The sequence below is a fragment of the Mesorhizobium australicum genome (assembly GCF_900177325.1).
Lineage (GTDB): Bacteria > Pseudomonadota > Alphaproteobacteria > Rhizobiales > Rhizobiaceae > Mesorhizobium_A > Mesorhizobium_A australicum_A.
In genome coordinates this window covers 2,251,949-2,276,994 of sequence record NZ_FXBL01000004.1, presented here as the reverse complement: position 1 = coordinate 2,276,994, position 25,046 = coordinate 2,251,949, and the positions used below count along the sequence as shown (strand labels likewise).

Sequence of the window (25,046 nt, the reverse complement as noted above, 5' to 3'; positions counted from 1 at the left end):
AACAGCCGCGGCAAGACATGCAGGGAGGATGCTTCCTACTGCCTACTGCCTACTGCCTACTGCCTACTGCCTACTGCCTACTGCCTACTGCCTCCCCTAAATCCCCCTCATCCCCCTCGACGCCGCTCGCGCCAGCATCGCGGAGATCTGCGCCTCGGACTTGCGGAAGGAGGCCGCGTCGGGGCTCGTCACGTTGAACACGATCGTCTGCGTGGCCGCACCGCCGCCCGCCGCCACGCCCAGACGCCCGTCGGCGGTGCGTTGCAGCGGCAGGATCGCCTCCGCGCCCGCCTCGCCCATCAGGCCGAGCCCGCCCTGCATGCCGAAATAGGTCGGGGCGGCGACCACGCCGCCGGCCGCGAACGGGGTCACGCGCCCCGGCACGCCGCCCTTCTCGAAGGGCAGGATCCCGCCCAGCAGGCCGGAAAAGAACGAGCCGAACAGCGACTGCAGCGGCGCCAGGCCCTGGTTCAGCGCCATGCCCGCGAGGTTCAGCGCGACGCGGCGCAGGATGTCGTCCAGTTCCTTGCCGCCGATCACCGCCGACTTCAGCGCTCCGGTCAGCTGCGACCCGAAGGCGTCCGCCAGGCCCTCCAGCTCCGCCAGCGCGTCGGCAAACGGCGCCGTGTCCGCCCTGACCGAGACGATCACCTCTTCGTCCATCCGTCCTTCTCCTCATCCGGAAAGCGGCGCATCAGCGCCTCGAACGACGCACGGCCGGGTGCGCCGTCTCCCGCTGGAAACAGCACGCGCACCGCGCGGTCGAATTCGCGCGGGCTCATCGCCCAGAAATCCTTTGGTGAAAGCCGCAGCAGGCCAAGCCCGATGGTCATCGCCTGCGCCCAGGGAAAGGCCGCCGGCGCGCCCGCTGCGGCACTTAAGGGTCCGTGGACGGGCGCTCCTTCGCGCTGCCGAACGTCGCCGTCAGAAGTTCGCTCACGATCCGCGCAAAGCCGGCAATGCCGTCCTCGCAGCGCATCGCGCGCACCTCGTCGTCGCTCACCGCGTGTCCGGCACCGCGCAGCCCGCAGCCGAGGATACGCACAATGTCCGAGGCCGACAGCCGTCCTGCGGAAAGGCGCGCCACGAGCGCCGACAGGTCCTCGGCTGCAAACGCATCCTCCAGCTCGGCCAGCGCGCCGAGCGTCAGGCAAAGCCTGAACGGCTTGCCGTCAAACGTCGCCGCGATCTCGCCGCGGTGCCGGTTCACGCTCATGCTGCGGCCTCGAAGGCGACCAGCCCCGCCGATTCCAGCGCGATCTCGAAGGTCACCTCGCCGTCATGCGCGCCGGTATATTCGAGCGAGGTGATCTGGAACGGGCCTTCCACCGTGCCGAAATCCGGCACCACGGCCTGCCAGTCGCGGATCGCGCCGGAAAAGAATGCGCTGCGGATCGCCGCATCCGACGCCTGGTCCTTGAAGATGCCCGCGCCCGACAGCGAAGCCCGCTGCACGCCCGAGCCGGCGAGCAATTCACGCCAGCGTCCCGCGCTCTCCGAATCCGTCACGTCCACCGTCTCGCTGTTGAAGGCGAGCCGCTTCGTCCGCAGCCCCGCCACCGTGACGAAGCTGCCCTCTCCGCTCTGGTCGAGCTTCAGCAGCAGGTCCTTGCCCTTCTGTGCGACCATGAAGGTCTCCCTGATCTGACGTTAAAAAATCTGCGCCGTCATGCCCGGGTTTGACCCGAGCATCTGCCGACCCTTGCGATTGACGTCGTGCAACAGTGACCAACGCCGCAGATGCTCGGGTCAAGCCCGGGCATGACGGCGTCGAATATGAAAGGTGGGAACTCTGGCCAGTGCGTCGAAGACCGCAGCCGTCCGATTACCCCACCGGCTCCGTCACCGCCCTGAACCGCAGCAGGCCGTGGTGCACCGACAGGTCCTCGTCGTAGCGGGCCTCGGCGAATTCGAGCGTCATGTTCACCAGGGCGTGCCCGTCGAGTTCCTTCGGCGCAGCGTCGATCAGCTGGCGGATCGTCTCCATGATCTCCAGCGTCTCGGTCTTGCCCTTGGCCTTCGACCAGACATGAATGGTGAACAGCTGTTCCGTGCCGCTCTCGGTCCCCGTGCTCCAGTCGTAGATCGAGGTGCGGCCGAAGCTGACATAGGGAAAGGCCGCATTGGGCGGCGTGGCGTCGAACACCTTCTGCCCGCCCAGCCGCGCCACCAGCGCGGCATCCGCCGTCAGCAGCGCATGGATCGCCCTCTGCAGGTCAACGGCCGGCGACGTCATCGCGATCCCTCCCCTCGATCCGTCGTGCGGAGTTAGCCCGCTTCGGCTTGCGCGGGGCATGAGCCTCGCGACGGTAGCGAACCTCCGCCGTTTCCGCCAGAGCGTGCCCGCGCCCGCGCAGCGCGCGGATCAGCCCGTCCACGGTCAGGCTGAGCGCCACCTTCATCGGCCCTGCTCCCTGGTCCGGCAGACGAGATAGCGCCCCGTCTCGTCGGGATCGTGCACGGTGAGGATCGACAGGGTCCTGTCCCCCATGACGAAGCGCATCCCGCTCGCGACGTCCGGCCGGTGGCGGATCGTCACGCGATGCGTCACCTCCTCGATCGTCTGGTCAGCGCCGAACCTGTCCCGCACGACGATCGGCTGCAATCGCGCGAACACGGTCGCGATTCCGGTCCAGCTTTCCGTGAACCCACCCGCGCCGTCCGGCGTCCGCGACGCCTCCTCCAGCACGAGCTCCGTGCGCAATTCTCCCGGGTCGACCCGCATCACAGCCGCCCCGTCCGATAGGTCGAGATCAGCCGGTCGAAGCCGGCGGGGATCGACACCGGCTGGTCTTCGGCGCGGTAGCTGCCCCGGAACTCATACCAGTGCGCCACCAGCATCAGCACGGCGCGCTTCAGAAGGTCCGGCACATCCGTCCCCGCTTCGCCGAAGCCGGCGGTGAAATCGACCTCGATGCCGTTCAGCCGCCGTTCCGGCGCCGGCGGCGCGGTGAAATGCAGCCTGGCCGGCCGGCTCGCCAGGTCCGCCTCGTAGCTTTGAGGATCAAGCACCGCCGCCTCGCCTTCCTCGCCATATACGGTGACAGACAGGATCTGCTTCACCGGATGCCGGCGCAGCCGCACCAGTCCGTCGTGCGGCCAGTCGTCCATCGACAGCCGCCACGACTGGTCGATCAGCGCCATACCTGTCTGCGCCTCGACCTCGGCCCTCGCTGCCCTGATCAGGCCCGCGATCAGCACGTCCTCGCTGTCATGCGCGACGCGCAACTGCGCCTTCGCCTCGGCAAGCGTCACCGGCTCGCCCGCTGGATCCACGGTTCGGTAGAGGGTCATGAGGGGTCCTGGGAGTTGGGGGGTAGGGCAGTAGGGCAGTAGGGCAGTAAGGCAGTAAGGGAGTAAGGGAGTAAGGGAGTGAGCAGCGGCAGTCGGGCCGACTCGGGCAATAAGAGCACCATCGCGGCTGCCCCTACTGCCCTACTGCCCTACTGCCCTACTGCCCTACTCCCCTATCTCCCCTACTCCCCTCCCTCCCCTACTCCCCAAACTTCATCAGCTTGATCGCGTTGAAGTCCTGCACCCCGCCGCCGACGCGCTTGGTGGTGTAGAACAGCACGTAGGGCTTGGCGGAGTAGGGATCGCGCAGCACGCGCACGCCGGTTCGGTCGACCACCAGGTAGCCGCGACCGAAGTCGCCGAAGGCGATCGACAGCGAATCCGTCGCCGCATCCGGCATGTCCTCGGCCTCGACGAGCGGAAAGCCCATCAGCATGGCCCGCGCGCCGGGGCCCGCCGGCGGCTGCCAGAGATAGTTGCCGTCGGCATCCTTCAGCTTGCGGATCGACGCCTGAACCTTGCGATTCATTACGAAGCTCGCGTTCTGCCGGTAGCCGGCCCGCAGGCTGTAGATCAGGTCGATCAGCTTGTCGGACGGATTGGACGCCGGCAGGGCGCCGTCGACGCCCGTCGCGACATAGCCGAGATTGCCCCAGCTCCACGACCCGTCCGCCACCGCCGTATAGTCGAGGAAGCCCTTCGGCTTGTTGGTGCCGTTGCCGGTGACGAAGGCGGTGCCCTCCTGCTCGGCGAAGGCCGCCTCCACTTCACTCGCGATCCACTGGTCGAGATCGACCGCGCTGTCCTCGAGCAGCGAGGCGGTCGCCGCCGGCATGGCGTAGATTTCCATCGCCGGGAACGACAGTTCGGACAGCGTCGAGGTGTTCGTCTGCGGTCGCGACGCGGTCTCGGCCACCCAGCCGGACGCGGGGCCGGACACCGCGAACGGCTTCTTCAGCACGGCGGTCGACACCTGCCGCACCGAAGCGATGGAGCGGATCGGCGACAGGTTCGCCAGCCGCTTGCCGATCTCGGTCTCGGTCTCCTCCGGCACCAGGTAGCCGCCGTCGGGGCCCGAACCGTAGGACATCGCCTTCACGTCCACCGCCTGCAGGCCTCGCTCGTCGCCACGCCGCACATAGGCCTCGAAGGCCTCCTTGTGCTCGCTGGCGACGCGGCCGCCCGCCTCGCGGCCGAGCGCCGGTCGCGCCTTCCTGAGCAGCAGCTGGTCCATCGCCCGCTTCTGCTCGTCGAGCGCCTTGCCGATGCGATCCACCTTCTCGGCCGTAACCACGTCTTCGCCGAACCGCGTCTCGATCTGCGCGATGCGCTCGTCGTTGGCCTCGCGGAATGCCTCGAAGGCGCTCATGAACTCGCCGAAGGCCTCGGAAATGTCGGCGCCCTTAACCTCGGGCGCATGCGTGTCGTTGCTCATGCGAACCTGTCCTCTTCTTCTGTCTGGAGTGTCTGCGCGGTCTGGCGGAACCGTTCCGCCAGCCCTGCCTGCCTCAGCGCCGCGGCTTCGCCGCGCAGCTGCCGCACGATGTCCCGGCGCATCCGCGTCATGCCCGCCGGGCCGGTTCCCTTGACGCGGTCGATCCGCGCCTCCGGCAGCATCGGGAAGGTCACGACCGAGATTTCCCATAAATCCGCTTCGAGGATGCGCCGCACGCCGGTGCCCGCGTCCTTCCGTGCCCGCACGGTGCGGAAGCCGATCGACAGCCCGTCGAGTGCGCCCGAGCGCATCAGGGCCAGCACCTCGCGCGACCGCGCCACGCCCGGCGTCAGCCGGCCGCGCACATAGAGCCCGCGTGCATCCTCGCGGATCGTCATCCACCTGCCGATCGGCTGGTTCGGGTCGTGCTGGAACAGCATCCGCACGCTTTCCGGCCCGCGCCGCCTCAGCGAGCGTAGGAAGGCGCCCGGCTCCACCGCGTCGCGCGACAGGTCCACCTTGCCGAACAGGCTGGCATAGCCCGAAAAGGCGCCGTCCGCCTCGACATCCTCCAGCACCACGCCCGCGAACTTGCGCTCGACAGGCCGGCGCGCCGGCTCCACCGTCATCTCGCTCTCCTTGTGATTGTGCTGCCTGGCTCCGTGCCGGCCTACGGGGCGACGCCGCCCGCGATCAGTCGCGCGCCGCGGCCGCTGGCTTGCGCGCCAGCCGGCGCGAGACGAGCCCCACGGCCCACCAGGCGCACAGGCTCGCCGCCGCCGAGCCCATCAGCGTCGTCTCGACCGGCCCCAGCCGATCTGCGATCTCGAGCTCCGCCGCGATCTTGATGCCGGTCGCCCCGCCGAAGACGAGCCCCGCGACGACGCCCACCGCAAACCGGATCGCCGCCTCGCGGCGTCCTTTCGGCAGCACATAGGCGATCGAGATCGCCGACCCCGCCACCGCGCCAAGCCCTTTCGCGACCCACAGCCAGGCCGTGTTCGACAGATCTGTCATGTTGGATGATCCCTTGGGGGAGGCAGTAGGGCTTAGGCAGTAGTCGGAGTAAGGCTATCCGGCACGGAAGGATCTTCTTCCCTACTGCCTACTGCCTACTGCCTACTGCCTACTGCCTCTTCCCATACCCCACCGCCTCCCGCTTCTCGTCCTCGCTCAGGAAGTCCGCCGCCTGCAGCCGGCGCCACAGCGCCTCGCGCTCCAGAGATAGGCCCTCGATCCCGTCGGGGTCGTACCAGAGCCGAAGCTCCTCGCCGAAACGGCCCGACAGGAATTGCGAAAACGCGTCCGCGATCCGGCCGACCATCGGCAGGACGGTCAGCCGGTAGAAGGCCCGGTTGGCCTCCTGATAGTTGGCATAGGTGTTGTCGCCCGGTATCCCGAGCAGCATCGGCGGCACGCCGAAGGCGAGCGCGATGTCGCGCGCGGCGCCGTTGCGCGCCTCGAGGAAGTCCATATCCTTCGGCGTCAGCCCCATCGCCTTCCAGTCGAGCCCGCCGTCGAGCACCATCGGCCGCCCGGCATGGGCCGCGCCCGAGTAGGTCTGCTCCAGTTCGACCTTCAGCCGGTCGAACTGCTCGTCGGTCATGTTGCCGCCCTCCTTCGGCGCATAGACCAGCGCGCCGGAGGGCCGGGCCGAATTGTCGAGCAGCGCCTTGTTCCAGCGCCCCGATGCATTGTGCAGGTCGAGCGCCGTCAGCGCCGCCTCCAGCGGCGGAAAGCCGTAGTGGTCGTCGAGCGGGTGGAACAGCGCCAGGTGCAGCGCCTCTTCGCCCAGCGCAATGCGCCGCTTGGCCTTGCCCGTCCGATAGTCGAGCGCCACCGGCCAGCCGCCAGCATCCTCCACGACGCTCACCCGGTCCGGTCGCAGCAGATGCAGTTCCCGCGCGTCCTCGCTCGCCTCCGCCATCTCGATATAGGCATTGCCCGAGATCAGCAGGTGGCTGGCCAGCGCCTCCATGAAGGCGGCGCCCGTCTGGCGCGGATTGGGCGCGGCGAGCAGCTCCAGCGCCGGATGCCGCTCCAGCTCCTGCGCGCCCTGGTAGAGCACGAGCGGCGCGGCGCCCGCCGCCTCCGCCACCAGCCGCACGCAGCGATGCGCGACCGGGTTCATCATGTAGCCCTGCCGCGCCAGCCCGGCATAGTCCCGCCTGGTCCACGCCGCCTCGCCCTGCATGTGCAGCGCCACGAAACCGGACGACGCCTTGGTTGCCGCCACTTGCGTCGAAGCTACTGGCGAGGCGACCGGCTCGCGCCTCTCCAGGGTCTCTGAAAGGCGCACACGTCCGCGCCCGGCGAACGGCCAGGTCCAAGCCATCGAGGCTACCTCCTTGGAGTTTGTTGCGGTCGAATGGTGAGCGGAGTGACGCAGTAGGCAGTAGGCAGTAGGCAGTAGGCAGTAGGCAGTAGGAGAACTACAAACCGCTTGGTCAGGCCGCAACATAAGCGAAACGGCAATAGTTGGGCTCATGAAGTCCTGCACCTACTGCCTACTGCCTACTGCCTACTGCCTACTGCCTACTGCCTTACTCCCCTACCCCATCCCCCTCACCCGCGGCTCCGACCGCTGCCTCAGCATCAGCTCCGTTACCGCCCAGACCAGCGCGTCGACGCGGTCGGGCGAGCGGCCGTTGGCGAGGCCGTCCGGGCCGAAGTCGCACATCTCGTCCTCCAGCGCCGCGAACCGTTCCGCGTGCCGCACCTTGCCCTGCTGATACAGGGCCGCCACCGGCTCGGCGCGCAGCCACTTGCCGCGGCTGGCGCGCACCGGCCTGACCGGCACGGCCGGATCCACCTGCGTGATCACCGTGCCCACCATGTCGCCGCCCTGGTTGGTCTCGGCGACGATGCAGTCAGCGCCGAGGCGGTGGTACAGCGCCACCGCCCTGCCCGCCCATTCGAGCGGCGAAAGGCCGGCAGCACTCAAATCCGCCAGCACGACCGCGCGTCCGTCCGCCTCCAGCCCCGCCGCGACGATGCCGCAGGCGTCCGAGCGCTTGGTCGCCGAGGCTGGCGGATCGACCGCCACCACGATGCGCCGCAGTTCGCCGGCCGGCGCGGTCTCGGCCTCGATCTTGGCGCGGTTCCACAGCGCGTCGTCGCGGTCCTCGACCAGTTCGCCGTCGAGCTCCTGGCGGCCCAGTCGCGTCTCGCCGTAGCGCTCCTTCACCGCGGCGAGAAAGCCGGCCGCCAGGTTCTGCGCATTGTCGGCCGTGCGCATCTGCGTCACATGCACCCGCTCATGCGCCATCAGCTGTTTCAGGAGCTTCACCGGCCGCGGCGTGGTGGTGATCAGCTGCAGCGGTTCGCCGAGGCGAAGCCCGAACTGCAGCATGTCCCAGGTCGCCTGCAGATTCTTCCACTTGGCGAACTCGTCGCACCAGGCCGCGTCGAACTGCGGCCCGCGCAGGCTGTCCGGATCCTCCGACGAGAACGCCTGCGCCACCGCGCCGTTGTCCCACACCAGCCGTCGTCGGGTCGCCTCGAAGCGCGGCCGCGAACCGCGCGCGACGGTCCGGATTCCCGACGGGCCGTCGATCATCACCTCGCGCACGTCGGCCAGCGTTTCGCCCACCAGCGCGATGTTCCTGTATTTCGGCCGTCGCGAATAAGGCGGGAAGCCGCGCACCAGCCCGGCGACCCATTCCGCGCCCAGCAGCGTCTTGCCGGCGCCGCGCCCGCCGACCACCAGCCAGGTCTCGGGCGGGTCAGCGAGCAGGCTGCGCCAGATCGGAATCTGTTCCGGGCGACCCCGCATCAGCCATTCCGCGTCGACGCGTCGTGCCTCGTCCTCGCCGGCGCCGCTGGTCGAGGAACTCGGCGCCTTCGACAGCGAGTTCGACAATTCGGCGGTCAATTCTCTTGAATACGTCGGCGAGTTTCTCATCGCTCTTCTTCTTGTCGTCCTTCGTCCGTTCGGCCGCCAGCACCTCCCAGCGGTCCATCATCTTGCCGAGCGCGGCCAGCCCCTCGACCTGCGCCTTGTCGAGCCGCCCGCCGCGCCGGTCGGCATTCTCGATCAGCCGGCCGACCTGCCGCGCGACGAAGCCGCTGGCATTGGCGAGCAGCTCGACCGGGTCCATCCTGTCCCAATCGGGCACGGCAAGCGCGGGCTCGGCGGCAGGGCCGCGCGCGGCGCCCTCCCCGGCGTCCGGGCCCATCGCCGGCTCCGGCGCGATCGCGGCCGGGTCCGCCGGCGGGTTTGCAGGACGCGGCTGTCCTTCAGGTCCCCTCGCTTCTTTCTCGTCCAGCGGCGGCAAATCCGCGACCTTCTCCTCCGGCGGCGCGCGCCCCGACAGGGCGGCGGCGATCGCCTGGACCTCGCGATAGAGGCCGCGGATTTCCTGGTTGCGATGGTCGATCGTCTTCCAGCCTTCGGCGGAAGAACGGGAATAGACGTGGGAATTGTCGACGCCCAGCACGGCCGCCACCCGCACCCTGGTCGGCGGCTGGCCCTCCGAGAGCTCGCGCGCGGCAAACCACTGCGCCTCGCTGATCCCGCGGCCCATCCACTGCTCCGACGATGTGATGACATGAAACCCGCCGGGGCGCCCGCTCCGGGGAGGAGCTTGAGGGGCACACTTCCGACGATGACGAAACCCTATCAGACCACCGTCACGGCGTCAAGGACTTTTTTCCTATGATATTTCATGCGCCGGCCGCGGCCTTTTGGCCGGGCGCAGTCAGCCCCGCCGCTTCGCCTTGCGCGCGGCGGGTTTGGCCTCGGCTTCGGCGGCGGCTTCCAGTTCCAGCCGCGCCTGTCTCAGCTTGGCGGTCTTGGCTTCGCGCCGGGCGGCCTCGTCGTCGATGATCGCGCGGGCCGCGTTGTTGGTGATGTCTGCCTTCGACTCGGCCTTCGAACGGGCCGGCCGGAACAGGTTCTGCTGGGTTACATCGCTCATGGCGTCGTTCCTTTCCTGCCCCCGAAAAGCAAAAAGGCCGGGCGTTGGCCCGACCTCTCCAGTCGTCTCGACGATCCGCGCCGGTACATCCGCGGTCGCGGATCGAAGACGATTCCTTACGCGGCCTGCAGGTTCTCGGCAGCGCTCTTGCCGCTGCGGCGGTCCTGCACAACTTCGAAGCTCAGCTTCTGGCCTTCGACGATGGTGCGCATGCCAGCGCGCTCAACGGCGGAGACGTGAACGAAGACGTCCGCGCCGCCGTTGTCGGGAGCGATGAAGCCGTAGCCCTTGGTCGCATTGAAGAACTTGACGGTACCAGTGTTCATGACGATTTCCTGTCAATCGGTCGTAGCAAATGGCTTGCCCTGCACATGCAGCGCAAACGGTTCAGATCGATTTTGAGAGAGGAAGATCGCAGACAGCGCCAGGCGCCAGAAAGAAAGTTCAACAAGCAAGATCGATGAACGACATATAGGCGCAAATGGTGTTCGAAACAAGGCCCCGCGTTTCGCCCCCGGCGACCGGGCATTCGGTGTCGGCCGGATGCCCGGCCTCACCGGCCTCACGGCGGCCACGCCCGGCGCTATCGCAGCCTCGCCTGCGGCACCGGGCAGCTCTACCGCGCCCGCAGGCTCGTCGGTGCCGGCACGCGGCCGTTGCTCACCGCGCCCGTCGTCGGCGTCGTGCAGGCATCGGCCCGTCCGTCGTCGCAGGTCGCCGGCACGCAGCCATAGGAGGCGGCGGTGGAAAAGCCGGCGATCACGTTGTTGAGGCACATGACGCCGCTCACCGCTTGCGACTCGATCCCGTAGACCGTGTCGGCGCCGGTCGTCTCGCCGTCCAGGATGGTGTTGTTCTGAAGCAGGATGTTGTCGGAAAAATCCGACACGCCGATGCCCGCGACGAGCGTTCCGGCGCGCAGGCCGGCGATGAAATTGTCCCGCACCGCCACGCCCTGGCCGGCCAGCACCACGATGCCGTCCGCCTCGCCCAGCGCCCGCACGGAGGAGATCGTGTTCTTCTCGATCACGCTGTTGGTCACGGCGGCCATGATCGGCGCCACGCCGGGCGTGTCGATCTGCGGCGCGACGCCGGCCGCGCCGGCCCGCGCATGAGCCCGCGCACGGGCCGTGCGCATGGCGCGCAGCTGCCGTGTCACGCCGCCCGCGCCGGCCTTGGCCAGCATCCGCGTCACGCTCGTCGAGCTGACCCGCGTGTCGGCCGAGTTGACGATCTGGTTGTTGCGCAGCACCAGCCCGTTGCCGACGGCGAAGATGCCGTAGACCAGGCTGGAATCGATCATCATGTTCTCGACCAGGTGCCCCGAGGACTTCTCGGGATCCGACGCGAGCAGGCCGATGGTCATCATGAAGCCGCGGAAGTTGCCGTTGCGCAGCACGACATTGCGCCGCTCGAACACGCCGACCCCCACGGCGAGCGTTTCCTCGCCGGCCGGCATGTTGCCGATCTTGAAGCCGTTGAAGTCGATGGTGACGTTGCTGGCCAGCACCGCGATGGCGACATCGTCGGCCAGGCTCACCGAGAAGTTCTTCTTCAGGCAGTAGACGCCGGGCTCCGAGATCACCGCCGGCAGCGCCGCGATCTCCACGCAATTGACCGTCTGCGCCTCAGCCGCCTGCGAAAGCCCCAGCCACACAACGCCAAGCGCCGCCACCCTGACGATGTTCATCGAAAATCCCCCAATGCCCCAACGTCACTGTTGTCACGGAGCGAGGCGGAGTTCAAGGGCGAGAGCGGCTTTCCGTCGGTGCTGGTCCACAACGTCCGCGCACGAAGGCTGCATCTCCAATCATCGCGATCGGCCGCGCGAATTGCTCCGACATTACCGGAATATAGAACCTGGTCCCCTGAACGTGCCGACCTTCAAAATCTTCTTCCTTGCTAAATTCTACAAAATTGGTAGATTTAGTGGGCAATAGCTGATCAGGAGCGTGGAATGTCAGCAAAGCTCGTGCTGGGAGTGTCAGGCAACATCACTCGCCCGTCGAAGACGAAAGCCTTTGTCGAACACATAGTCGGGCAGGTGGCTGTACGCATCGACGCGGCATCCGTGACTTTCGACATCCAGGATCTCGGGCTGTCGCTCGGCCAAGCGCGGCGGCTTGGTGAATTGGATCCGGCCGCCCGCAACCTGGTGGAGCGGGTTGTGGCCGCCGACGTGCTCGTGGTCGGCTCGCCCACCTATAAAGGCAGCTACACCGGTCTGTTCAAGCACTTCTTCGACCTGCTCGATCCATCGGCGCTGCGGGGCAAGCCGGTCATCCTCGCCGCGACCGGCGGAGGCGAACGCCATTCGCTCATCGTTGAGCACCAACTCCGGCCGCTGTTCGGCTTCTTCGAGGCGCTGACCATGCCGACCGCCATCTACGCGTCGGACCGCGATTTCGCCGACGGCGCGCTCGCCTCCGACGCCATCCGCGCGAGGGCGCAGCAGGCTGTCGCCGAGGCGTGCCGTGCCATCGGCGGAACTGAAAGCGTGAGCCTGGCCGCCTAGCGGCCGTACCAAAGCATGAAGGATCAACCAGCCCGCGCTCCCGGCGCGGGAGCGGTGGTGTGCGCCCATTTTGAGGAGGTTTCCATGACGAACCAGCCCAAGTCGAAACAGATAAAGCTTGGCGCTTTCCTGCCCGGCGGCGGACAGCACGTCGCCGCTTGGCGTCACCCGGATCAGCCGGTCGACGGCGCCACCAATTTCGAGTTCCACAAACAGCTGGCCCTGACGGCAGAACGCGGCCTGTTCGACGCCTACTTCCTCGCGGACGGACTGGCGGTCAGCTTCGGGGGCGGAACGGAAGGCGGCAACGCCAAGGTCGCGGGCTTCGAGCCCGTGACACTGTTCTCGGCGCTCGCGCCGCTCACTAAAAACCTCGGCTTCATCGCTACAGCCTCGACGACCTACGAAGAGCCCTACAACCTGGCGCGAAAATTCGCGTCGCTCGACCTGATCTCGGGCGGACGCGCAGGGTGGAACGTCGTCACCACGGCAACGGAGGCCGCGGCGCACAATTTCAACCTCGACATTCAGCATCCCCACGCACACCGCTATCGACGCGCAAGCGAACATGTCGACGTGGTAAAGAAGCTCTGGGACAGTTTCGAGGATGACGCATTCCTTAGGGATCGGACGTCCGGACGCTTCTTTGATCCTCAGAAACTGCACCGCACGGATCACAAGGGGGAGCACTTCCAGGTTAGGGGACCGCTGAACGTTCCCCGGTCGCCGCAGGGCCACCCCGTCATCGTTCAGGCCGGGCAGTCGGATGACGGTCGGGGTCTTGCAGCCAGGACGGCCGAGGTGATCTTCACCGCCCACCAGCATCTTGGCACCGCCCAGGAATTCTACCGAGACATCAAGTCCCGCGCACGCGGTCTGGGCCGTAACCCGAACCATGTCCTTGTCATGCCCGGCGTCTCCCCCTTCATCGGGCGAACGGAAGACGAGGCCCGCGAAAAGTACGACCGCCTGACCAGCCTGATCCTCGAAGAAGACGGCATCGCTCTCCTCAATGCACTGACAGGGGGCACACTCGATCTCGCCGGATACGACCTTGATGGTCCGCTGCCGCCTGCTCCGCCGACGGAGGGAATGAAGTCCCGCCAGGCGCTCATCCGGCAGATTGCGGACGAGAACGGCTTCACGATCCGCCAGCTCTACCAATGGGTTGCTTCTGCGCGCGGCCACTTCACCATCATCGGCACGCCCGTCAAGATCGTCGACACGTTGCAGGAGTGGTTCGAAAACGAGGCTGCAGACGGCTTCAACATCCTGCCGCCTTGGTTGCCGACTGGGCTCGACGACTTTGTCGAACTGGTCATTCCCGAGCTGCAGCGTCGCGGCCTGTTCCGCACGGCCTATGAAGGCCGCACACTTCGCGAGAATCTGGGCCTGCCGTTCCCCGAAAACCGCTGGGCGACCGCCCGACACTCGATCGAAGCAGCGGAGTGAGGCCATGACCATTCAGAACGTCTACACCTTGCCGCTTCCGCGTCGTCGCGGGGAACCCGTTGGCGTAGCCAGTCATCCAGCCGCCGTCGCGTTTCAACACGCGCTTTCTCGCTACGGGCTGCTGGTCGGCTTCCTCGTCCTGTGGCAGGTTTCTGCGAAGATGGGCTGGGTGAACCCGTCCATCTTCCCGCCTCTGGACACCATCGCTGCGGCAGTCTGGAAGGCGCTCGCATCCGGGCGTCTGGTGGGGGACATCGCGATCAGCCTGCAACGGTCGGGCATTGCGTTCGGGGCGGCAGTCATCATCGGCATTCCGCTTGGTCTCTTCATGGGCCAGATCCGTTCCGTGGAGCGGGCGTTGGATCCAATCTTGCAATTGTTCCGCCAGACATCCGCCTTGGCGCTCTATCCCGTATTCATTCTGCTGCTCGGACTAGGCGAAACATCGAAGGTGTTCGTCATCTTCTGGGCGACGCTGTTTCCCCTCCTCCTCGCCACCATCGGCGGCGTGAAGGAGGTCGACCCCAAGCTGATCGAAATGGCACGAACCTTCGGGGCGTCGAGGCTTACGGTGTTCAGGCGCGTCGTCCTCCCGGCATCGGTTCCCGCGATCTTCGTGGGCTTGCGCCTCTCTGCCACCACCGCGCTCCTGCTCCTCATAGCGGCCGAGATGATCGGCGCGAACAAGGGCCTCGGATTCCAGGTGATGAACGCTCAGTACAACTTCCAGATCCCGCTGATGTTCGGCGCAATCTTCCTGCTCGCCGCGCTTGGCCTCGCGGCAAATGCCGTACTCGTCACGCTCCAGCGCCGCCTGTGTCGCTGGTCGGAGGTCGCGCGCTAAACCTTTTCACCACCACAGACGTGAACCAACAAGGAGAGATCCACATGAAAGCGCTTGTTCGAAGCCTGACCCTCGCAGTCCTTCTCTCGACCACCAGCCATCTCGCGCTGGCAGAAGAAGTTACCATACGCTTCCTCGCCAGCCATGGCGGCATCTCGGCCCATGAGCTGGCCGCGGAACTCGGCTATTACGACAAGGCCGAGATCAAGCTGGAGAATGTCGGATATGCAACCGGCGGACCGGAATCGCTGATCGCTCTTGCCGGAGGCAGCGTCGAGCTTGGAAGTGCTGCCACCGCCGCAGTCCTAAATTCGATAGCAGGAGGCAACGACTTCGTGGCCGCCTATCCGTCGAACGGCATCAACGACGAGGCGCAGTCCATCTTCTACGTCCTGGACGACAGCCCCATCAAGAGCATCAAGGACATCGCCGGCAAGACGATCGCCGTAAACACGCTCGGCGCGCACCTCGACTATGCCGTCCGTGAAGCGCTGCACCAGAACGGGCTGCCGCAAGATGCGGCTAACCTGATCGTCGTCCCGGGCCCGCAGTTGGAGCAGGTCCTGCGCTCCAGGCAGGTCGACATCTCGGCCTTCGGCTACTGGCAGACGACCTTTGAAGGTGCCGCGCGCGAGAAGGGCGGAATCCGCGCTATCTTCGACGACACCGACGTGCTCGGCGAGATCGCCGGCGGCTTTGTGGTGCTTCGCCGCGATTGGGTCGACGCCCATCCAGAACAGGCTCGGGCCTTCGTCGAAGGGGCTGCCAAGGCGCTCGACTATGCCCGCGAGAACCCGGCGGAAACGCGGGTTATCCTCGCCAAGGCCCTCCAGGAGCGTGGCGAGAACCCCGATCTTGCAAAGCACTTCAAGGGCTACGGCGTGCGCGCCGGCGGTCTGCCCGTGGAGCGCGATATCCAGTTCTGGATCGACGTGCTGGAGCGCGAGGGCCGTATCGAAGCGGGCAAGCTGGTGGCGAAGGACATTCTCCTTGTCACCGGCGGCGCGTCGACCAACTGAGGGAGCGGCGATGAGCGTTGTCGTGCAAACGCGCCGCGGAGAGGTCGCCGTTCGCGGTCTTTCCAAGTCCTTCGCGATGAATGGGCAACGCCTGAACGTGCTGCGAGAGTTGCGGCTAGATATCCGGGGCGGCGAGATACTGGCCATTGTAGGGCCTTCAGGCTGCGGCAAGACCACGCTTCTACGAATATTGGCAGGGCTGGAGGTGCCAGATGCCGGCGAGGTGCTGATTGACGACGTGCCTGTGCACGGCGTTGGAACCGAGCGTGCAATCATCTTCCAGGAGCCGCGGCTACTCCCATGGCTCACAGTGCTGGGAAATGTTTCGTTCGGGCTGGATGTTCGCGGCGATTCCAAAGCATACGCCGAGGAGAAGGCAAGACGTTACATCCGCCTCGTTGGCCTGGACGGGTTCGAGAATGCCTATCCGCGTCAGCTTTCCGGCGGTATGGCGCAGCGGGTCGGCATCGCCCGGGCGCTGACGGTGCAACCGGAAATCTTGTTGCTCGACGAGCCGCTCGGCGCTCTCGATGCGATGACCAAGATCACCATGCAGGAGGAGCTCGCGCGCATCTGGCGTGAGGAGGAGGTCACGATGATCCTCGTCACCCACGATCTGGAAGAGGCGATTTACCTGGCCGATCGGGTGCTCGTCATGCCGAAGGAAAAGGGAACGCCTATCCGTGTGGTTGATATCGATCTGCCGCGTCCGCGGGATCGCAGCGAGAATCGCTTCGTGCGGCACCGCGAGGCGCTGCTGCGGGAATTCGGCTTACACTAAGGCGGTGGAGGCCGGCCGAGAGTGTCCGCGGGCAATATGCCTGCATGGAAACATTACGCGGCCGGCTTCAGCGCCCCACAATGCGCTGAATAGGTTAGCCAGGGTCAGTCAGCCCTGCCTCGATGAAAGCAGCACCCCGTCTCCTTGCGGCCCCAAGTCGGTCGCTCAACCCTCATCCGGACGCCCGCTGCGATTTCCCACCCTCCTTCACCTTTCCGTATCCCCGCCCGAATCCTTCTTGTCCCTCCCCGCGAAATAGCCGACAAGGGCGGCCTGAGGGGAAACCGGGTGGGGACTGCCCCGAAATTGCCGTGCTCGGGCGCATCTATGCGGCCGCTGGCGGTGGGCTGAAGCGCTATGGACGATCGCACGGGGAAGAGGACATCGCGGGGTCCGAGAGCCACAAGGCTGCTCGATCTCGACGCATGGATCGATTCCTCGCTCTACGATCTCGGCTTTCGCCTCGGCCAGGGATGGGAGGCGATCACCATCTTCTTCCGCCGCTTCCGCGTGTCGGGCTGGCGGCGCGGGCTGGTGGAGCTTTTCTCCGAAGGTTTTACCATGGGCGCGGCCGGCTCGATCGTACTTCTGGCGCTCGCCATGCCCGCCTTCGAGGAAACCTCCAAGGACTGGCGCTCGCAGCAGGAATTCGCCGTCACCTTCCTCGACCGCTACGGCAACGAGATCGGCCAGCGCGGCATCATCCAGCGCGATTCCGTGCCGATCGACGAGATGCCGGACCATGTCATCAAGGCCGTGCTCGCCACCGAGGACCGCCGCTTCTTCGAGCATTACGGCATCGATTTCCTCGGCCTGTTCCGCGCCATGAGCGAGAACGTGCGCGCCAATTCCGTCGTCCAGGGCGGCTCGACGCTGACGCAGCAGCTGGCGAAAAACCTGTTCCTGTCCAACGAGCGCACCATCGAGCGCAAGGTCAAGGAGGCGTTCCTGGCCGTCTGGCTGGAGATGAACCTCACCAAGAAGGAAATCCTGCAGCTCTATCTCGACCGCGCCTATATGGGCGGCGGCACGTTCGGCGTGACCGCGGCGGCCGATTTCTATTTCGGCAAGGGCATCAAGGAGGTGAACCTCGCCGAGGCCGCGATGCTGGCCGGCCTGTTCAAGGCGCCGGCCAAATATGCCCCGCACATCAACCTGCCGGCCGCACGCGCCCGCGCCAATGTCGTGCTCACCGCCATGGTCGACGGCGGCTTCCTCACCGAGGGCCAGGTGCTGGCGGCGCGGCGCAACCCGGCCACTCCGGTCGACCGCGGCGACACGCAGCGGCCGGACTATTTCCTCGACTGGGCCTTCGACGAGGTCAAGCGCATCGCGGCGGCGGCGCCCTCGCATTCGCTGGTGGCGCGCACCACGATCGATTTGAACATCCAGCGGGCGGCGGAGGAGTCGCTCGAATTCCACCTGCGCCAGTTCGGCAAGGATTACGGCGTCAAGCAGGGCGCGATCGTCGTGCTCGACCATTCGGGCGCGGTGCGGGCGATCGTCGGCGGGCGCGACTATGGCGAGAGCCAGTTCAACCGCGCCACCAAGGCCGAGCGGCAGACCGGTTCGTCGTTCAAGCCCTATGTCTATGCGACCGCGATGGAGATGGGGTTCAAGCCGGAGTCCGTCATCTCCGACGGCCCGATTTCGTGGGGCAACTGGTCGCCGAAGAACTATTCGCGCGGCTATTCGGGCCGCATGACGCTGGCCACCGCGCTGATCAAGTCGATCAACACCGTGCCGGTCAGGCTCGCCAAGGAGCATCTTACCATCGCGCCGATCAAGAAGCTCGCCGAGGACATGGGCGTGGAATCGCCCGTCTTCTCCGACAAAACGATGGTGCTCGGCACCTCCTCGCTGACCGTGATGGACCAGGCGACCGGCTATCAGGTCTTCGCCGACGGCGGCATGGCCGGCACGCGCCACGGCATCACCCAGATCACCACCCATTCCGGCGAGATCGTCTACGACCACGCCCGCGACGCCCCTCCCCCGCACCGCGTGCTGTCCGAGCAGGCCGTGGCGTCGATGAACTCGATCATGGTCCAGATCCCCGAAACCGGCACCGCCCGCCGCGCGGCTCTTCCCGGTATCCGGAGCGCGGGCAAGACGGGCACGACCCAGGCCTACAAGGACGCCTGGTATGTCGGCTTCACCGGCAACTACCTGGCGGCGGTCTGGATGGGCAATGACGAGTCGACGCCCACCCGCAACATGACCGGCGGCTCGCTGCCGGCGATGACCTGGCAGCGGCTGATGGCGTACGCCCACCAGAACGTCGAGCTGAAGCCGATCCCGCTGATCGACAATCCCTTCGTCGACAAGCCGAAGGAGCCGGCGGTGGCCGCGGCCAAACCGGCCGAGAACGCCGCCCCCGCCCCGGAGCTGCCGCGTTCCCTGTCCGCCGAGACGGCGTCCTTCCTGATGTCGCTGTCGAAGCGATTCGAGGAGGCGCCGAAGATCGCGCCACCCGCCAGCGAGACGCTGTCGGCCCTGTGACCCGCACTTGCCTGCCCCCGCGCCGCCGCGTTAGACCGGTCGCCGTTTCCCTCCGGCCCGCCTGATCCGATGCTTCGCGATGCCATGACCATACTCCTGTCGTCGGTGATCGCCGTGGGTGGCGGCGCGGCCAGCGCATGGTATGCGCTGGAAAGCGCGGAAGGCGTCGGCGCGCTCACCGTGCGTGGCTGGACCGCCTATCCCAACGCCGGCTCGCCGGATGCCGATCCCTATTCGAAGGCGCGCGTCGCGCGCGAAGCCGAATTACCGCTTGGCCGCGCAGAGGGCATCGCTTTCACCACCGGCCGCGATTCAGGCGGGGAGCCGCTGCGCCTGTCCTGCACCTACCGCGTCGAGGGCCAGGTTCCCTCCGCCCGCTTCTGGACGCTGCATGTGACCGGCGCAGGCGTGGCCCGCGCAGCGGCGCTGCCCTCGCAGGCGCTGATGCGGGAAAGCGACGGCTCGGTCGTGCTCACTGCGAGCCGCCACCCTTCACCGGGCAACTGGCTTGCCCTGTCCGGCGACGGGACGATGGCGCTGGTGCTCACCCTCTACGACACGCCCGTCGCCTCCAACGAGGACATCGCCGGCACGGAGCTGCCACAGGTTCTGAGGGTCGGCTGCGATGGCTAGGCTTCTCTATGCCGTGCTGGTCGGGCTGGTGGGCGCGGGCATCGTCCACATCGCGATCGTCTTCCTGATCCCGTTCTATTCCGAGCGCGATTCATGGGCGCTCGTCTCCGAGGCGGGTCCGCCCTACCTGGTCCACCGGCTCGACCGCGCCGGCCCTGCGGGCAAGGCGCTCGCGAACGCCGATCCGATGTTCGAGGTCGCGGCCTGCCGGTTCGACCTCGAGGACGGCTCGGTGCACCTTTTCTCGCCAGGGCACGTTCCCTACTGGTCGCTGTCGGTGTTCGACCGGCGGGGCCAGAACGTTTTCAGCCTCAGCGAGCGCACGGCCACCGGCGGCATCCTCGACGTGGTGGTGGCGAAACCGCTGCAGCTGATCGAGCTTCGCAAGGCGATGCCGGCGAACTACGAGAACGCCGTCTTCGTGGAAACCGACATTTCGGAAGGCATGGTCATCCTGCGCAGCTTCGTGCCGGATCCGAGCTGGCGGCAGACCGTCGAGCGCCACATCTCCGCCGCGCGCTGCGAGACGGGAGCGGGCTGACGGCTCTAGTGGGGAAGCGTGGCCTGCTGCGAGCCTAGCTTGCGGTCGTCGCCCTTCGCTTCGGCCTTTCGCGCCTCGCCCGACGCGGTGCGCTCGTAGCGCACGCCGGTGAAGAACACCACCTGGGCCGGGCCGCTGCCCTCCCTCGGTCTGGAAATCGTCGACTCTCTTGGTCGGAAATTCAGTATGGTCGCCATTCGATCCGCCTTTCTGGATGCACACTCCTTGCGACTGCAACTCAACCTCTCGTCGATGAGACGCCCATACGGTTAACGGACTGCTAACGGATCATGTCTAAAATGAAGAATGCCCCGTGAAATCCGCCGTTTGCGGTCATTCACGCCAGTTCCGCGTCGAGTATCAGCAGCGTCCGTGTCCAGTTCAGACTTCAGAGAGATCGCCATACGCGGCGAGGAGGGCAAGGCCGAAAGGCTTTTCCGCGCCTCCGTCTCCGCCTTCTGCGCCCTCACCCGCCCGACACGGCAGAATGCGGTCCAGCTCGACGATCTCACCCTGCCTCTCTACGATCAGGTCTCCGCGGAAGCCCGCCGCTACGTAGCCGCCGCACTGTCGGAATGCCGGCCCGCCCCCGCCGGTCTGGTTCGGCGTCTTGCGGCCGAACCACTAGAAATCTCCGCCCCGATCCTGATGCGGTCGCGCGCGCTGAAGGATGTCGACCTGATCGGCCTGATCGCCCGCCACGGCATCGACCATGCGCGTGCTATCGCCAACCGCTCATCCCTCAACCCGGCGATCGCCCGGCTCATCCGAGCCCTGGAAGCGGCTTCCGCCGCGCAGGAGGCCTTGGACGCTCCGTCCGACCAGGCGCCGTCGCTCGAGGAGGAGATCGTCCTGTCGCCCAGCGCCGAGACGGCGATCCCGCGCCCCGCCGGCACGGCCGAGGGCGCGCGCGCCAGGCTGCGCGCGATGATGGCCGTCGGCGGCGAAGCAAGGCGGTCGCTTCCCGATCCCGAGGCCCAGCCAGCTACGACGGACTATGGCAAGCTGCGCGACACCGCGCTCACCGGCGTCCCCGCCCTCTTCCAGACCGCGCTCGCCGACACCGCCGACATCGCCTACACGCAGGCCCGGCCGCTGTCGCAGCGCGCCCTGCGTCGCTCGCTGGTCCTGGTGCTGCGCGGTCTAGGTCTCAGCGTCGAGCAGGCCTTCCTGGTGGTCAGCGCCATCGATCCGAACGCCCACCCGCATGCGGAGGCGATCCGCCTTTTTGTCGAGCACTACAATCTCATCCATGCCGAAGCGGGCCGAGACGAGATCCGCCGGCTCAAGGCCGAAAGCGTTGCCGCGCTCGTGCAGCGTCAGGCTGAAGCCGAAACGGTCGCCGGCGAAGCGCGGCTTCTCAGGGCCTCGTGATCAGGGCTTCATGAGCGGAAAAAGCTCGGCGTCCGGCCGTCCCGGCTCGATCTCGACCAGCCACAGGTCGGGGTCGAAGCGGCTCTCCTTCGCCAGCCGCTCGTCGATCCGCGCCTCCTCGGTCGTCCGCATCAGCTCCACGAACAGCCGGTCGTCAGGCCGCGCATCGTCGTAGCCGGTCTGCGGTGCCGGGCCGTAGAGGGTCGCCTCGCCCATCCTGTCGCGGGTGACGATGAAGATCGCACCGGCGCTGTCGCCGCCGCGGCGCAGCACGGCGCCGAAGCCGCCCTCGCCGAAGGCCCGTCGCAGCAAGGCCGAGACCCAGAGATCGCTGGTGACACGCATCGCCTTCCCTGCGCGGGAAAGCTCAGTTGGTCAAGCCGATCTGGCGCATCTTGGCCAGCAGCTTCTCGTCCGGCTCGCCGGTCACCGGCAGGCCGAACAAAGACTGGAACTCGCGGATGGCCGTCTTGGTCTTCATCCCGAGCTTGCCGTCGAGCTCGATTCCGTCATGGCCGAAGGCCTTGAGCCCGGCCTGGATCTTGAGTACGTCCTCGCGCGGCTCTTGGGCCGCGACCGCGGCCACCGCTTCAACGCGCGCGGGCCGAGGTGCTGGCCGCGGCGGCAACGTGTCGTCCGTCTTCTGCGGTGCGCGCCGCGCCATCAATTCGTCGAGCAGGCTCTGGTCGATCTCGCCCGAGGGATCGAGCCCGACCAGCTTCTGGTAGTCGGCGATCGCCTTCTTGGTCTGCGGTCCGGCGATGCCGTCCACGGAGCCTGTATAGAGGTTCAGGTCGCCGAGAATGTCCTGCACCTGCTGCACGGTCGGGTCCGCCGGCAGGCGGGGCGCGGCAGCGGGAGGCGGCGCGGCGGAGTGTTCTTCCTCCTCGTCCTGGAACGGATCGGTCTCCGGCTGCGGGGCGACGTAGTTCGGCATCTCGCGCGTGATGAAGAAGGCGCTCGCATGCGGCTGCGGCTGGTACCACAGCGCGTTGGCCGAGACGTAGAACAGCGTCACCAGGAAGGCGGTGGTGCCGCCGACCAGGACGGGATTGCGCGAGATCGCAGCCCCTGCCGCATAGACGCCGTCGCGCAGGAAGGCGCCGACGGGGCTGTCTTCTTCAAGCCGACTTTCGGAACGTCGCACCGTCGTACTCCTCAACCTCCGCGTCCTGCACCTTCGGCTCGGGAGCGGCCACCACCGCATGTCCCTCGATCGGCAGGGTCACGCTCACCACCGTGCCCGCGCCCGGCGAGCTCTGGATCGACATCGCGCCGCCGTGAAGCGCCACCAGACCCTTGGCGATGGAAAGCCCCAGCCCCGCGCCGTCGAACTGGCGAGTATAGTCGTTGTGCACTTGTACGAAAGGCCGGCCGAGCCGCGCAAGATCCTCCTCGTCGATGCCGATGCCGGTGTCGGCCACCTCGAAGGTGATCATGCGGCCGTGGCGGCGCGCGTCGAGCTTCACCGAGCCGCCGCGCGGCGTGAACTTCACCGCGTTTGAGAGCAGATTGATCAGGATCTGCTGCACCGCGCGCCGGTCGGCGCAGATTTCGCCCACGGCCGGCGTGACGCGGTTGGAGAGCTCGACCGACTTCTCGGCGGCCTGCAGCGCCAGCATCGCATGGCAGGTGGACGCCGCTTCCGCGAACCGGAACGGCTCCGGCCGGATCGGATAGGCGCCCGATTCGATCTTCGACACGTCGAGGATCGAGTTGACCACGCTCAGCAGATGGCCGCCGGAATCGCGGATCAGGCAGGCATATTCCTTCTGGCGCGGATCGGTGAAGCGGCCGACCATCTCATAGGCCAGCATGTCGGAGAAGCCGATGATGGCGTTGAGCGGCGTGCGCAGCTCATGGCTCACGGCTGCGAGGAATCGCGCCTTGGCAACATCGCTGCCGGCCGCCTGCTCGCGCGCCTCGGCGAGCTCTTGCCGCAGCGCTTCCACCTTGCCGTTGCCGCGCAGTACCAGCAGGCGCGGCGACCCGCCATGCAGCTCTGCCTCGAAGCTGCGGAAGGTGCCCGCGCTGTCGCCCGCCACGCGGATGCGCAACTCGAAGTCCGCATGGCCGCGATCGGCATCCGCCAGCGCGCGCATCAGCTCGACCCGATCGCTCACATGCACGCGCTCAAAGAAGCCTTCGCCGAGCAGCAGCTCGGGCGCGACACCCAGCAGCGCGTCGCTGCGACCGCCGACATCCGTCGTGTCGCCGCTGCGGGCGATCCGCAGCACCACCGCGTCGAGCACGTCCTCGACCGCCGTCTCGCGCGGCTGGCGCTGCGCCTCGATCTCTTCGCGCACGGCGCTCGCCAGGCGCGGCGCGGCGATGGCGCCATAGGCCAGCGGCACGAGCCAGTGCCACGCGCTGAAGGCGGAGGCCGGCACAAGGCCGAACATTCCCATCAGAGGCTGCGCGGTGATCGCGACGGCTGCCGCGACGCCGCCCCAGACGAGCGCCCTGCGGCTGCGCATGATCCACCAGGATTCGAAGGTGAGCGCACCGGCGATCAGCATCACCGGGGAGGAAACTCCTCCCGCGCCGGCAATCGCCACGGCCAGCAGCATCGTCGCCGCCGCGAGCGTCGCCGAGGCGGTATTAGGCAGGTCGGCGCGTGTCGCGACATAGGCGATGCTCGCCCAGGCCATCAAGAAGCAGAGCGTCAGGACGCCGAAGCTCAGATCGCGCGGCAGGCCGGCGGCGAACACCGACGGCCAGACACCCGCCAGCACGAAGGGACCGGCAAGCAAAGCGGCGATGAGGCGCCGCTGGCACGCCCGCTCCACGCCCCCGACCGTGGGGGCGACGAGACGGTCGCAGCTCGCGGCCACTCCTGCCGAAAACCCGATGACGCTGGACGCAACTGAACTCAAACCGGTCTACCCGAGACACTTCCGCAGAGCGGATCTGCTTCCTTGGACCGACCCTCGCACCCACGGTTTAAAGAATGAATAAGGCGGGCTCGTTTCCGTCCCTGCCAGAGCCGAAACGGGCGCCTTGCGGATCGCGGAACGGCGCGAAATGCCGTCATGGTAAACGTGCCGTTATGCCCGCACGGCCGGTCGAAAAAGGCGAGATCTCGTCCTCGCCACGGCAAGACAGGACGAATATTCAATATCTTCAAAGACTTATATGGTTAATCCGAAGTTAAGCAATCCATTCAAGTTTTCATCGTTTTTGAATCAAATCCGGATGTTTCGAATTTGATGCGAATTCGCGCCAAATCGTCGCTTTCGCCGCAAGCCGCCATTTGCGCGTCGGTGCGACAGTCGCAGCGTCAAGGGCGCATTGCATCTGGAAAACGCCCGAAAACGAACCGGCACGGGGACTGCGACGATGGGCTTTCTGATCCGCTGCACTTTCTGGCTTTCGCTCGTTCTTCTGATCATTCCGTTCGGCAGTTCCGGCGGCAACGAGACAGTCGAATCGGTCGGGCCGATCCAGGCGCTGTCGGCGGCGCGCGAGGCGGTCGGCGACATCAGCGGCATCTGCGAGCGCAAGCCGGATGTCTGTGTCACCGGCAAGGCCGCGCTCCAGACTATCGGTGTCAGGGCGCGCGAGGCCTCGCGAATCGCCTTCGAACTGCTGGACGACAGGTTCGGCGAGCCGGATGCGACGACCACCGGCACAGTGCCGGCGACACAGACCGTTCCTGCCGCGGCTTCCGAGGAAGCCAAGTCCGAATAGGCTTTGCCGACGCGGCCATTGTGACGGCCGCATCTTTCGACCTATAT

Annotated in this window: 31 protein-coding genes; 10 read left to right on the top strand and 21 right to left on the bottom strand. The window is 66.8% G+C overall.

Annotated features, from left to right (window positions below; translation table 11 throughout):
* Nucleotides 1–96: 96 nt before the first annotated feature.
* The 17 genes from B9Z03_RS13655 to B9Z03_RS13580 all read right to left on the bottom strand — a co-directional run bounded on the left by B9Z03_RS13655 (nt 97) and on the right by B9Z03_RS13580 (nt 11,338).
* The gene (locus tag B9Z03_RS13655) at nt 97–663 is read right to left on the bottom strand and encodes a phage tail tape measure protein (RefSeq protein WP_085464706.1); all 567 of its coding nucleotides are present in this window, start codon (nt 661–663) and stop codon (nt 97–99) included.
* Nucleotides 648–974, bottom strand: a complete 327-nt coding sequence (locus B9Z03_RS30420; protein ID WP_280174854.1) for a rcc01693 family protein — start codon at nt 972–974, stop codon at nt 648–650. The genes B9Z03_RS13655 and B9Z03_RS30420 overlap by 16 nt, the downstream gene beginning before the upstream one ends.
* Nucleotides 878–1,216 (bottom strand): gene transfer agent family protein, encoded by a 339-nt coding sequence (locus B9Z03_RS13645; protein WP_085464704.1) that lies wholly within the window; start codon nt 1,214–1,216, stop codon nt 878–880. Before B9Z03_RS13645 ends, B9Z03_RS30420 begins: the two co-directional genes overlap by 97 nt.
* A complete protein-coding gene (locus B9Z03_RS13640; RefSeq protein WP_085464703.1) occupies nt 1,213–1,629 on the bottom strand; it encodes a phage major tail protein, TP901-1 family in 417 nt (138 codons plus the stop codon). The genes B9Z03_RS13645 and B9Z03_RS13640 overlap by 4 nt, the downstream gene beginning before the upstream one ends.
* Before the next feature lie 196 nt (nt 1,630–1,825).
* Entirely contained in the window at nt 1,826–2,236 is a 411-nt protein-coding gene (locus B9Z03_RS13635) for a DUF3168 domain-containing protein (protein ID WP_085464702.1), read from the bottom strand.
* Nucleotides 2,217–2,402: a hypothetical protein gene (locus tag B9Z03_RS13630; RefSeq protein WP_085464701.1), complete on the bottom strand. Its 186-nt coding sequence runs from the start codon at nt 2,400–2,402 to the stop codon at nt 2,217–2,219. The genes B9Z03_RS13635 and B9Z03_RS13630 overlap by 20 nt, the downstream gene beginning before the upstream one ends.
* Nucleotides 2,399–2,725, bottom strand: a complete 327-nt coding sequence (locus tag B9Z03_RS13625) for a phage head closure protein (protein ID WP_085464700.1) — start codon at nt 2,723–2,725, stop codon at nt 2,399–2,401. The genes B9Z03_RS13630 and B9Z03_RS13625 overlap by 4 nt, the downstream gene beginning before the upstream one ends.
* Complete coding sequence (locus B9Z03_RS13620) at nt 2,725–3,294, bottom strand: head-tail connector protein (RefSeq protein ID WP_085464699.1); 570 nt, start codon at nt 3,292–3,294, stop codon at nt 2,725–2,727. Before B9Z03_RS13620 ends, B9Z03_RS13625 begins: the two co-directional genes overlap by 1 nt.
* A 199-nt stretch (nt 3,295–3,493) precedes the next feature.
* A complete protein-coding gene (locus B9Z03_RS13615; protein WP_085464698.1) occupies nt 3,494–4,729 on the bottom strand; it encodes a phage major capsid protein in 1,236 nt (411 codons plus the stop codon).
* Nucleotides 4,726–5,358 carry an HK97 family phage prohead protease gene (locus B9Z03_RS13610; protein ID WP_085464697.1) on the bottom strand — a complete coding sequence of 211 codons (633 nt, stop codon included), beginning with the start codon at nt 5,356–5,358 and terminating at the stop codon, nt 4,726–4,728. Before B9Z03_RS13610 ends, B9Z03_RS13615 begins: the two co-directional genes overlap by 4 nt.
* 64 nt (nt 5,359–5,422) lie before the next feature.
* Nucleotides 5,423–5,746 (bottom strand): DUF6107 family protein, encoded by a 324-nt coding sequence (locus B9Z03_RS13605; protein WP_085464696.1) that lies wholly within the window; start codon nt 5,744–5,746, stop codon nt 5,423–5,425.
* Between the two features lie 109 nt (nt 5,747–5,855).
* Nucleotides 5,856–7,064: a phage portal protein gene (locus tag B9Z03_RS13600; protein ID WP_085464695.1), complete on the bottom strand. Its 1,209-nt coding sequence runs from the start codon at nt 7,062–7,064 to the stop codon at nt 5,856–5,858.
* A gap of 216 nt (nt 7,065–7,280) precedes the next feature.
* Nucleotides 7,281–8,504, bottom strand: a complete 1,224-nt coding sequence (locus B9Z03_RS13595) for a DNA-packaging protein (RefSeq protein WP_139832272.1) — start codon at nt 8,502–8,504, stop codon at nt 7,281–7,283.
* Nucleotides 8,455–9,255 (bottom strand): hypothetical protein, encoded by an 801-nt coding sequence (locus B9Z03_RS29425; RefSeq protein ID WP_139832271.1) that lies wholly within the window; start codon nt 9,253–9,255, stop codon nt 8,455–8,457. The genes B9Z03_RS13595 and B9Z03_RS29425 overlap by 50 nt, the downstream gene beginning before the upstream one ends.
* Nucleotides 9,256–9,429: 174 nt before the next feature.
* Nucleotides 9,430–9,648 carry a hypothetical protein gene (locus B9Z03_RS13590; RefSeq protein ID WP_085464693.1) on the bottom strand — a complete coding sequence of 73 codons (219 nt, stop codon included), beginning with the start codon at nt 9,646–9,648 and terminating at the stop codon, nt 9,430–9,432.
* A gap of 116 nt (nt 9,649–9,764) precedes the next feature.
* Nucleotides 9,765–9,974 carry a cold-shock protein gene (locus tag B9Z03_RS13585; protein WP_085464692.1) on the bottom strand — a complete coding sequence of 70 codons (210 nt, stop codon included), beginning with the start codon at nt 9,972–9,974 and terminating at the stop codon, nt 9,765–9,767.
* A 290-nt stretch (nt 9,975–10,264) separates the two neighbouring features.
* On the bottom strand, nt 10,265–11,338 hold the full coding sequence (locus tag B9Z03_RS13580) for a right-handed parallel beta-helix repeat-containing protein (RefSeq protein WP_085464691.1): 1,074 nt from the start codon (nt 11,336–11,338) through the stop codon (nt 10,265–10,267).
* A 267-nt stretch (nt 11,339–11,605) separates the two neighbouring features.
* Between B9Z03_RS13580 and msuE the strand changes: the two genes are divergently transcribed.
* The 8 genes from msuE to B9Z03_RS13540 all read left to right on the top strand — a co-directional run bounded on the left by msuE (nt 11,606) and on the right by B9Z03_RS13540 (nt 19,935).
* Nucleotides 11,606–12,163 carry an FMN reductase gene (gene msuE / locus B9Z03_RS13575; protein ID WP_085464690.1) on the top strand — a complete coding sequence of 186 codons (558 nt, stop codon included), beginning with the start codon at nt 11,606–11,608 and terminating at the stop codon, nt 12,161–12,163.
* 84 nt (nt 12,164–12,247) lie between these two features.
* Nucleotides 12,248–13,615 carry an LLM class flavin-dependent oxidoreductase gene (locus B9Z03_RS13570; RefSeq protein WP_085464689.1) on the top strand — a complete coding sequence of 456 codons (1,368 nt, stop codon included), beginning with the start codon at nt 12,248–12,250 and terminating at the stop codon, nt 13,613–13,615.
* 4 nt (nt 13,616–13,619) lie between these two features.
* Nucleotides 13,620–14,459 (top strand): ABC transporter permease, encoded by an 840-nt coding sequence (locus B9Z03_RS13565; protein WP_085464688.1) that lies wholly within the window; start codon nt 13,620–13,622, stop codon nt 14,457–14,459.
* Between the two features lie 44 nt (nt 14,460–14,503).
* A complete protein-coding gene (locus B9Z03_RS13560; RefSeq protein ID WP_085464687.1) occupies nt 14,504–15,478 on the top strand; it encodes an ABC transporter substrate-binding protein in 975 nt (324 codons plus the stop codon).
* 10 nt (nt 15,479–15,488) lie between these two features.
* The gene (locus B9Z03_RS13555) at nt 15,489–16,259 is read left to right on the top strand and encodes an ABC transporter ATP-binding protein (RefSeq protein ID WP_085464686.1); all 771 of its coding nucleotides are present in this window, start codon (nt 15,489–15,491) and stop codon (nt 16,257–16,259) included.
* A 357-nt stretch (nt 16,260–16,616) separates the two neighbouring features.
* Nucleotides 16,617–18,761, top strand: a complete 2,145-nt coding sequence (locus B9Z03_RS13550; RefSeq protein WP_085464685.1) for a transglycosylase domain-containing protein — start codon at nt 16,617–16,619, stop codon at nt 18,759–18,761.
* A gap of 84 nt (nt 18,762–18,845) precedes the next feature.
* Nucleotides 18,846–19,394: a DUF1214 domain-containing protein gene (locus tag B9Z03_RS13545; RefSeq protein ID WP_432416998.1), complete on the top strand. Its 549-nt coding sequence runs from the start codon at nt 18,846–18,848 to the stop codon at nt 19,392–19,394.
* Nucleotides 19,387–19,935, top strand: a complete 549-nt coding sequence (locus B9Z03_RS13540; protein WP_085464683.1) for a DUF1254 domain-containing protein — start codon at nt 19,387–19,389, stop codon at nt 19,933–19,935. The genes B9Z03_RS13545 and B9Z03_RS13540 overlap by 8 nt, the downstream gene beginning before the upstream one ends.
* Nucleotides 19,936–19,940: 5 nt before the next feature.
* Here the strand turns inward: B9Z03_RS13540 and B9Z03_RS29420 are convergent, their stop codons facing one another.
* The gene (locus B9Z03_RS29420) at nt 19,941–20,132 is read right to left on the bottom strand and encodes a hypothetical protein (protein ID WP_139832270.1); all 192 of its coding nucleotides are present in this window, start codon (nt 20,130–20,132) and stop codon (nt 19,941–19,943) included.
* Nucleotides 20,133–20,307: 175 nt separating this feature from the next.
* On the opposite strand from B9Z03_RS29420, the gene B9Z03_RS13535 reads away from it, so the two are divergent.
* The gene (locus B9Z03_RS13535) at nt 20,308–21,309 is read left to right on the top strand and encodes a hypothetical protein (protein WP_085464682.1); all 1,002 of its coding nucleotides are present in this window, start codon (nt 20,308–20,310) and stop codon (nt 21,307–21,309) included.
* Here the strand turns inward: B9Z03_RS13535 and B9Z03_RS13530 are convergent, their stop codons facing one another.
* The 3 genes from B9Z03_RS13530 to B9Z03_RS13520 are packed head-to-tail and all read right to left on the bottom strand — an operon-like array spanning nt 21,310 to nt 24,185.
* A complete protein-coding gene (locus B9Z03_RS13530; protein ID WP_085464681.1) occupies nt 21,310–21,654 on the bottom strand; it encodes a DUF1491 family protein in 345 nt (114 codons plus the stop codon).
* 22 nt (nt 21,655–21,676) lie between these two features.
* Nucleotides 21,677–22,456, bottom strand: a complete 780-nt coding sequence (locus B9Z03_RS13525) for a peptidoglycan-binding domain-containing protein (RefSeq protein ID WP_244561740.1) — start codon at nt 22,454–22,456, stop codon at nt 21,677–21,679.
* The gene (locus B9Z03_RS13520) at nt 22,431–24,185 is read right to left on the bottom strand and encodes a sensor histidine kinase (protein WP_139832269.1); all 1,755 of its coding nucleotides are present in this window, start codon (nt 24,183–24,185) and stop codon (nt 22,431–22,433) included. The genes B9Z03_RS13525 and B9Z03_RS13520 overlap by 26 nt, the downstream gene beginning before the upstream one ends.
* A 463-nt stretch (nt 24,186–24,648) precedes the next feature.
* Here B9Z03_RS13520 and B9Z03_RS13515 point away from each other — a divergent pair, with 463 nt between their 5' ends.
* Nucleotides 24,649–24,999: a DUF5330 domain-containing protein gene (locus B9Z03_RS13515; RefSeq protein WP_085464678.1), complete on the top strand. Its 351-nt coding sequence runs from the start codon at nt 24,649–24,651 to the stop codon at nt 24,997–24,999.
* Nucleotides 25,000–25,046 lie beyond the last annotated feature (47 nt).

Coding starts and splice junctions, on each gene's coding strand:
- B9Z03_RS13610 (WP_085464697.1), bottom strand. CDS start 5,358: ATGACGGTGGAGCCGGCGCGCCGGCCTGTCGAGCGCAAGTTCGCGGGC.
- B9Z03_RS13645 (WP_085464704.1), bottom strand. CDS start 1,216: ATGAGCGTGAACCGGCACCGCGGCGAGATCGCGGCGACGTTTGACGGC.
- B9Z03_RS13565 (WP_085464688.1), top strand. CDS start 13,620: ATGACCATTCAGAACGTCTACACCTTGCCGCTTCCGCGTCGTCGCGGG.
- B9Z03_RS13590 (WP_085464693.1), bottom strand. CDS start 9,648: ATGAGCGATGTAACCCAGCAGAACCTGTTCCGGCCGGCCCGTTCGAAG.
- B9Z03_RS13515 (WP_085464678.1), top strand. CDS start 24,649: ATGGGCTTTCTGATCCGCTGCACTTTCTGGCTTTCGCTCGTTCTTCTG.
- B9Z03_RS13570 (WP_085464689.1), top strand. CDS start 12,248: ATGACGAACCAGCCCAAGTCGAAACAGATAAAGCTTGGCGCTTTCCTG.
- B9Z03_RS13655 (WP_085464706.1), bottom strand. CDS start 663: ATGGACGAAGAGGTGATCGTCTCGGTCAGGGCGGACACGGCGCCGTTT.
- B9Z03_RS13540 (WP_085464683.1), top strand. CDS start 19,387: ATGGCTAGGCTTCTCTATGCCGTGCTGGTCGGGCTGGTGGGCGCGGGC.
- B9Z03_RS29425 (WP_139832271.1), bottom strand. CDS start 9,255: ATGGGCCGCGGGATCAGCGAGGCGCAGTGGTTTGCCGCGCGCGAGCTC.
- B9Z03_RS13615 (WP_085464698.1), bottom strand. CDS start 4,729: ATGAGCAACGACACGCATGCGCCCGAGGTTAAGGGCGCCGACATTTCC.
- B9Z03_RS13640 (WP_085464703.1), bottom strand. CDS start 1,629: ATGGTCGCACAGAAGGGCAAGGACCTGCTGCTGAAGCTCGACCAGAGC.
- B9Z03_RS13630 (WP_085464701.1), bottom strand. CDS start 2,402: ATGAAGGTGGCGCTCAGCCTGACCGTGGACGGGCTGATCCGCGCGCTG.
- B9Z03_RS13625 (WP_085464700.1), bottom strand. CDS start 2,725: ATGCGGGTCGACCCGGGAGAATTGCGCACGGAGCTCGTGCTGGAGGAG.
- B9Z03_RS13580 (WP_085464691.1), bottom strand. CDS start 11,338: ATGAACATCGTCAGGGTGGCGGCGCTTGGCGTTGTGTGGCTGGGGCTT.
- B9Z03_RS13545 (WP_432416998.1), top strand. CDS start 18,846: ATGACCATACTCCTGTCGTCGGTGATCGCCGTGGGTGGCGGCGCGGCC.
- B9Z03_RS13560 (WP_085464687.1), top strand. CDS start 14,504: ATGAAAGCGCTTGTTCGAAGCCTGACCCTCGCAGTCCTTCTCTCGACC.
- B9Z03_RS13550 (WP_085464685.1), top strand. CDS start 16,617: ATGGACGATCGCACGGGGAAGAGGACATCGCGGGGTCCGAGAGCCACA.
- B9Z03_RS13555 (WP_085464686.1), top strand. CDS start 15,489: ATGAGCGTTGTCGTGCAAACGCGCCGCGGAGAGGTCGCCGTTCGCGGT.
- msuE (WP_085464690.1), top strand. CDS start 11,606: ATGTCAGCAAAGCTCGTGCTGGGAGTGTCAGGCAACATCACTCGCCCG.
- B9Z03_RS13600 (WP_085464695.1), bottom strand. CDS start 7,064: ATGGCTTGGACCTGGCCGTTCGCCGGGCGCGGACGTGTGCGCCTTTCA.
- B9Z03_RS13530 (WP_085464681.1), bottom strand. CDS start 21,654: ATGCGTGTCACCAGCGATCTCTGGGTCTCGGCCTTGCTGCGACGGGCC.
- B9Z03_RS13595 (WP_139832272.1), bottom strand. CDS start 8,504: ATGCGGGGTCGCCCGGAACAGATTCCGATCTGGCGCAGCCTGCTCGCT.
- B9Z03_RS29420 (WP_139832270.1), bottom strand. CDS start 20,132: ATGGCGACCATACTGAATTTCCGACCAAGAGAGTCGACGATTTCCAGA.
- B9Z03_RS13605 (WP_085464696.1), bottom strand. CDS start 5,746: ATGACAGATCTGTCGAACACGGCCTGGCTGTGGGTCGCGAAAGGGCTT.
- B9Z03_RS13635 (WP_085464702.1), bottom strand. CDS start 2,236: ATGACGTCGCCGGCCGTTGACCTGCAGAGGGCGATCCATGCGCTGCTG.
- B9Z03_RS13585 (WP_085464692.1), bottom strand. CDS start 9,974: ATGAACACTGGTACCGTCAAGTTCTTCAATGCGACCAAGGGCTACGGC.
- B9Z03_RS13620 (WP_085464699.1), bottom strand. CDS start 3,294: ATGACCCTCTACCGAACCGTGGATCCAGCGGGCGAGCCGGTGACGCTT.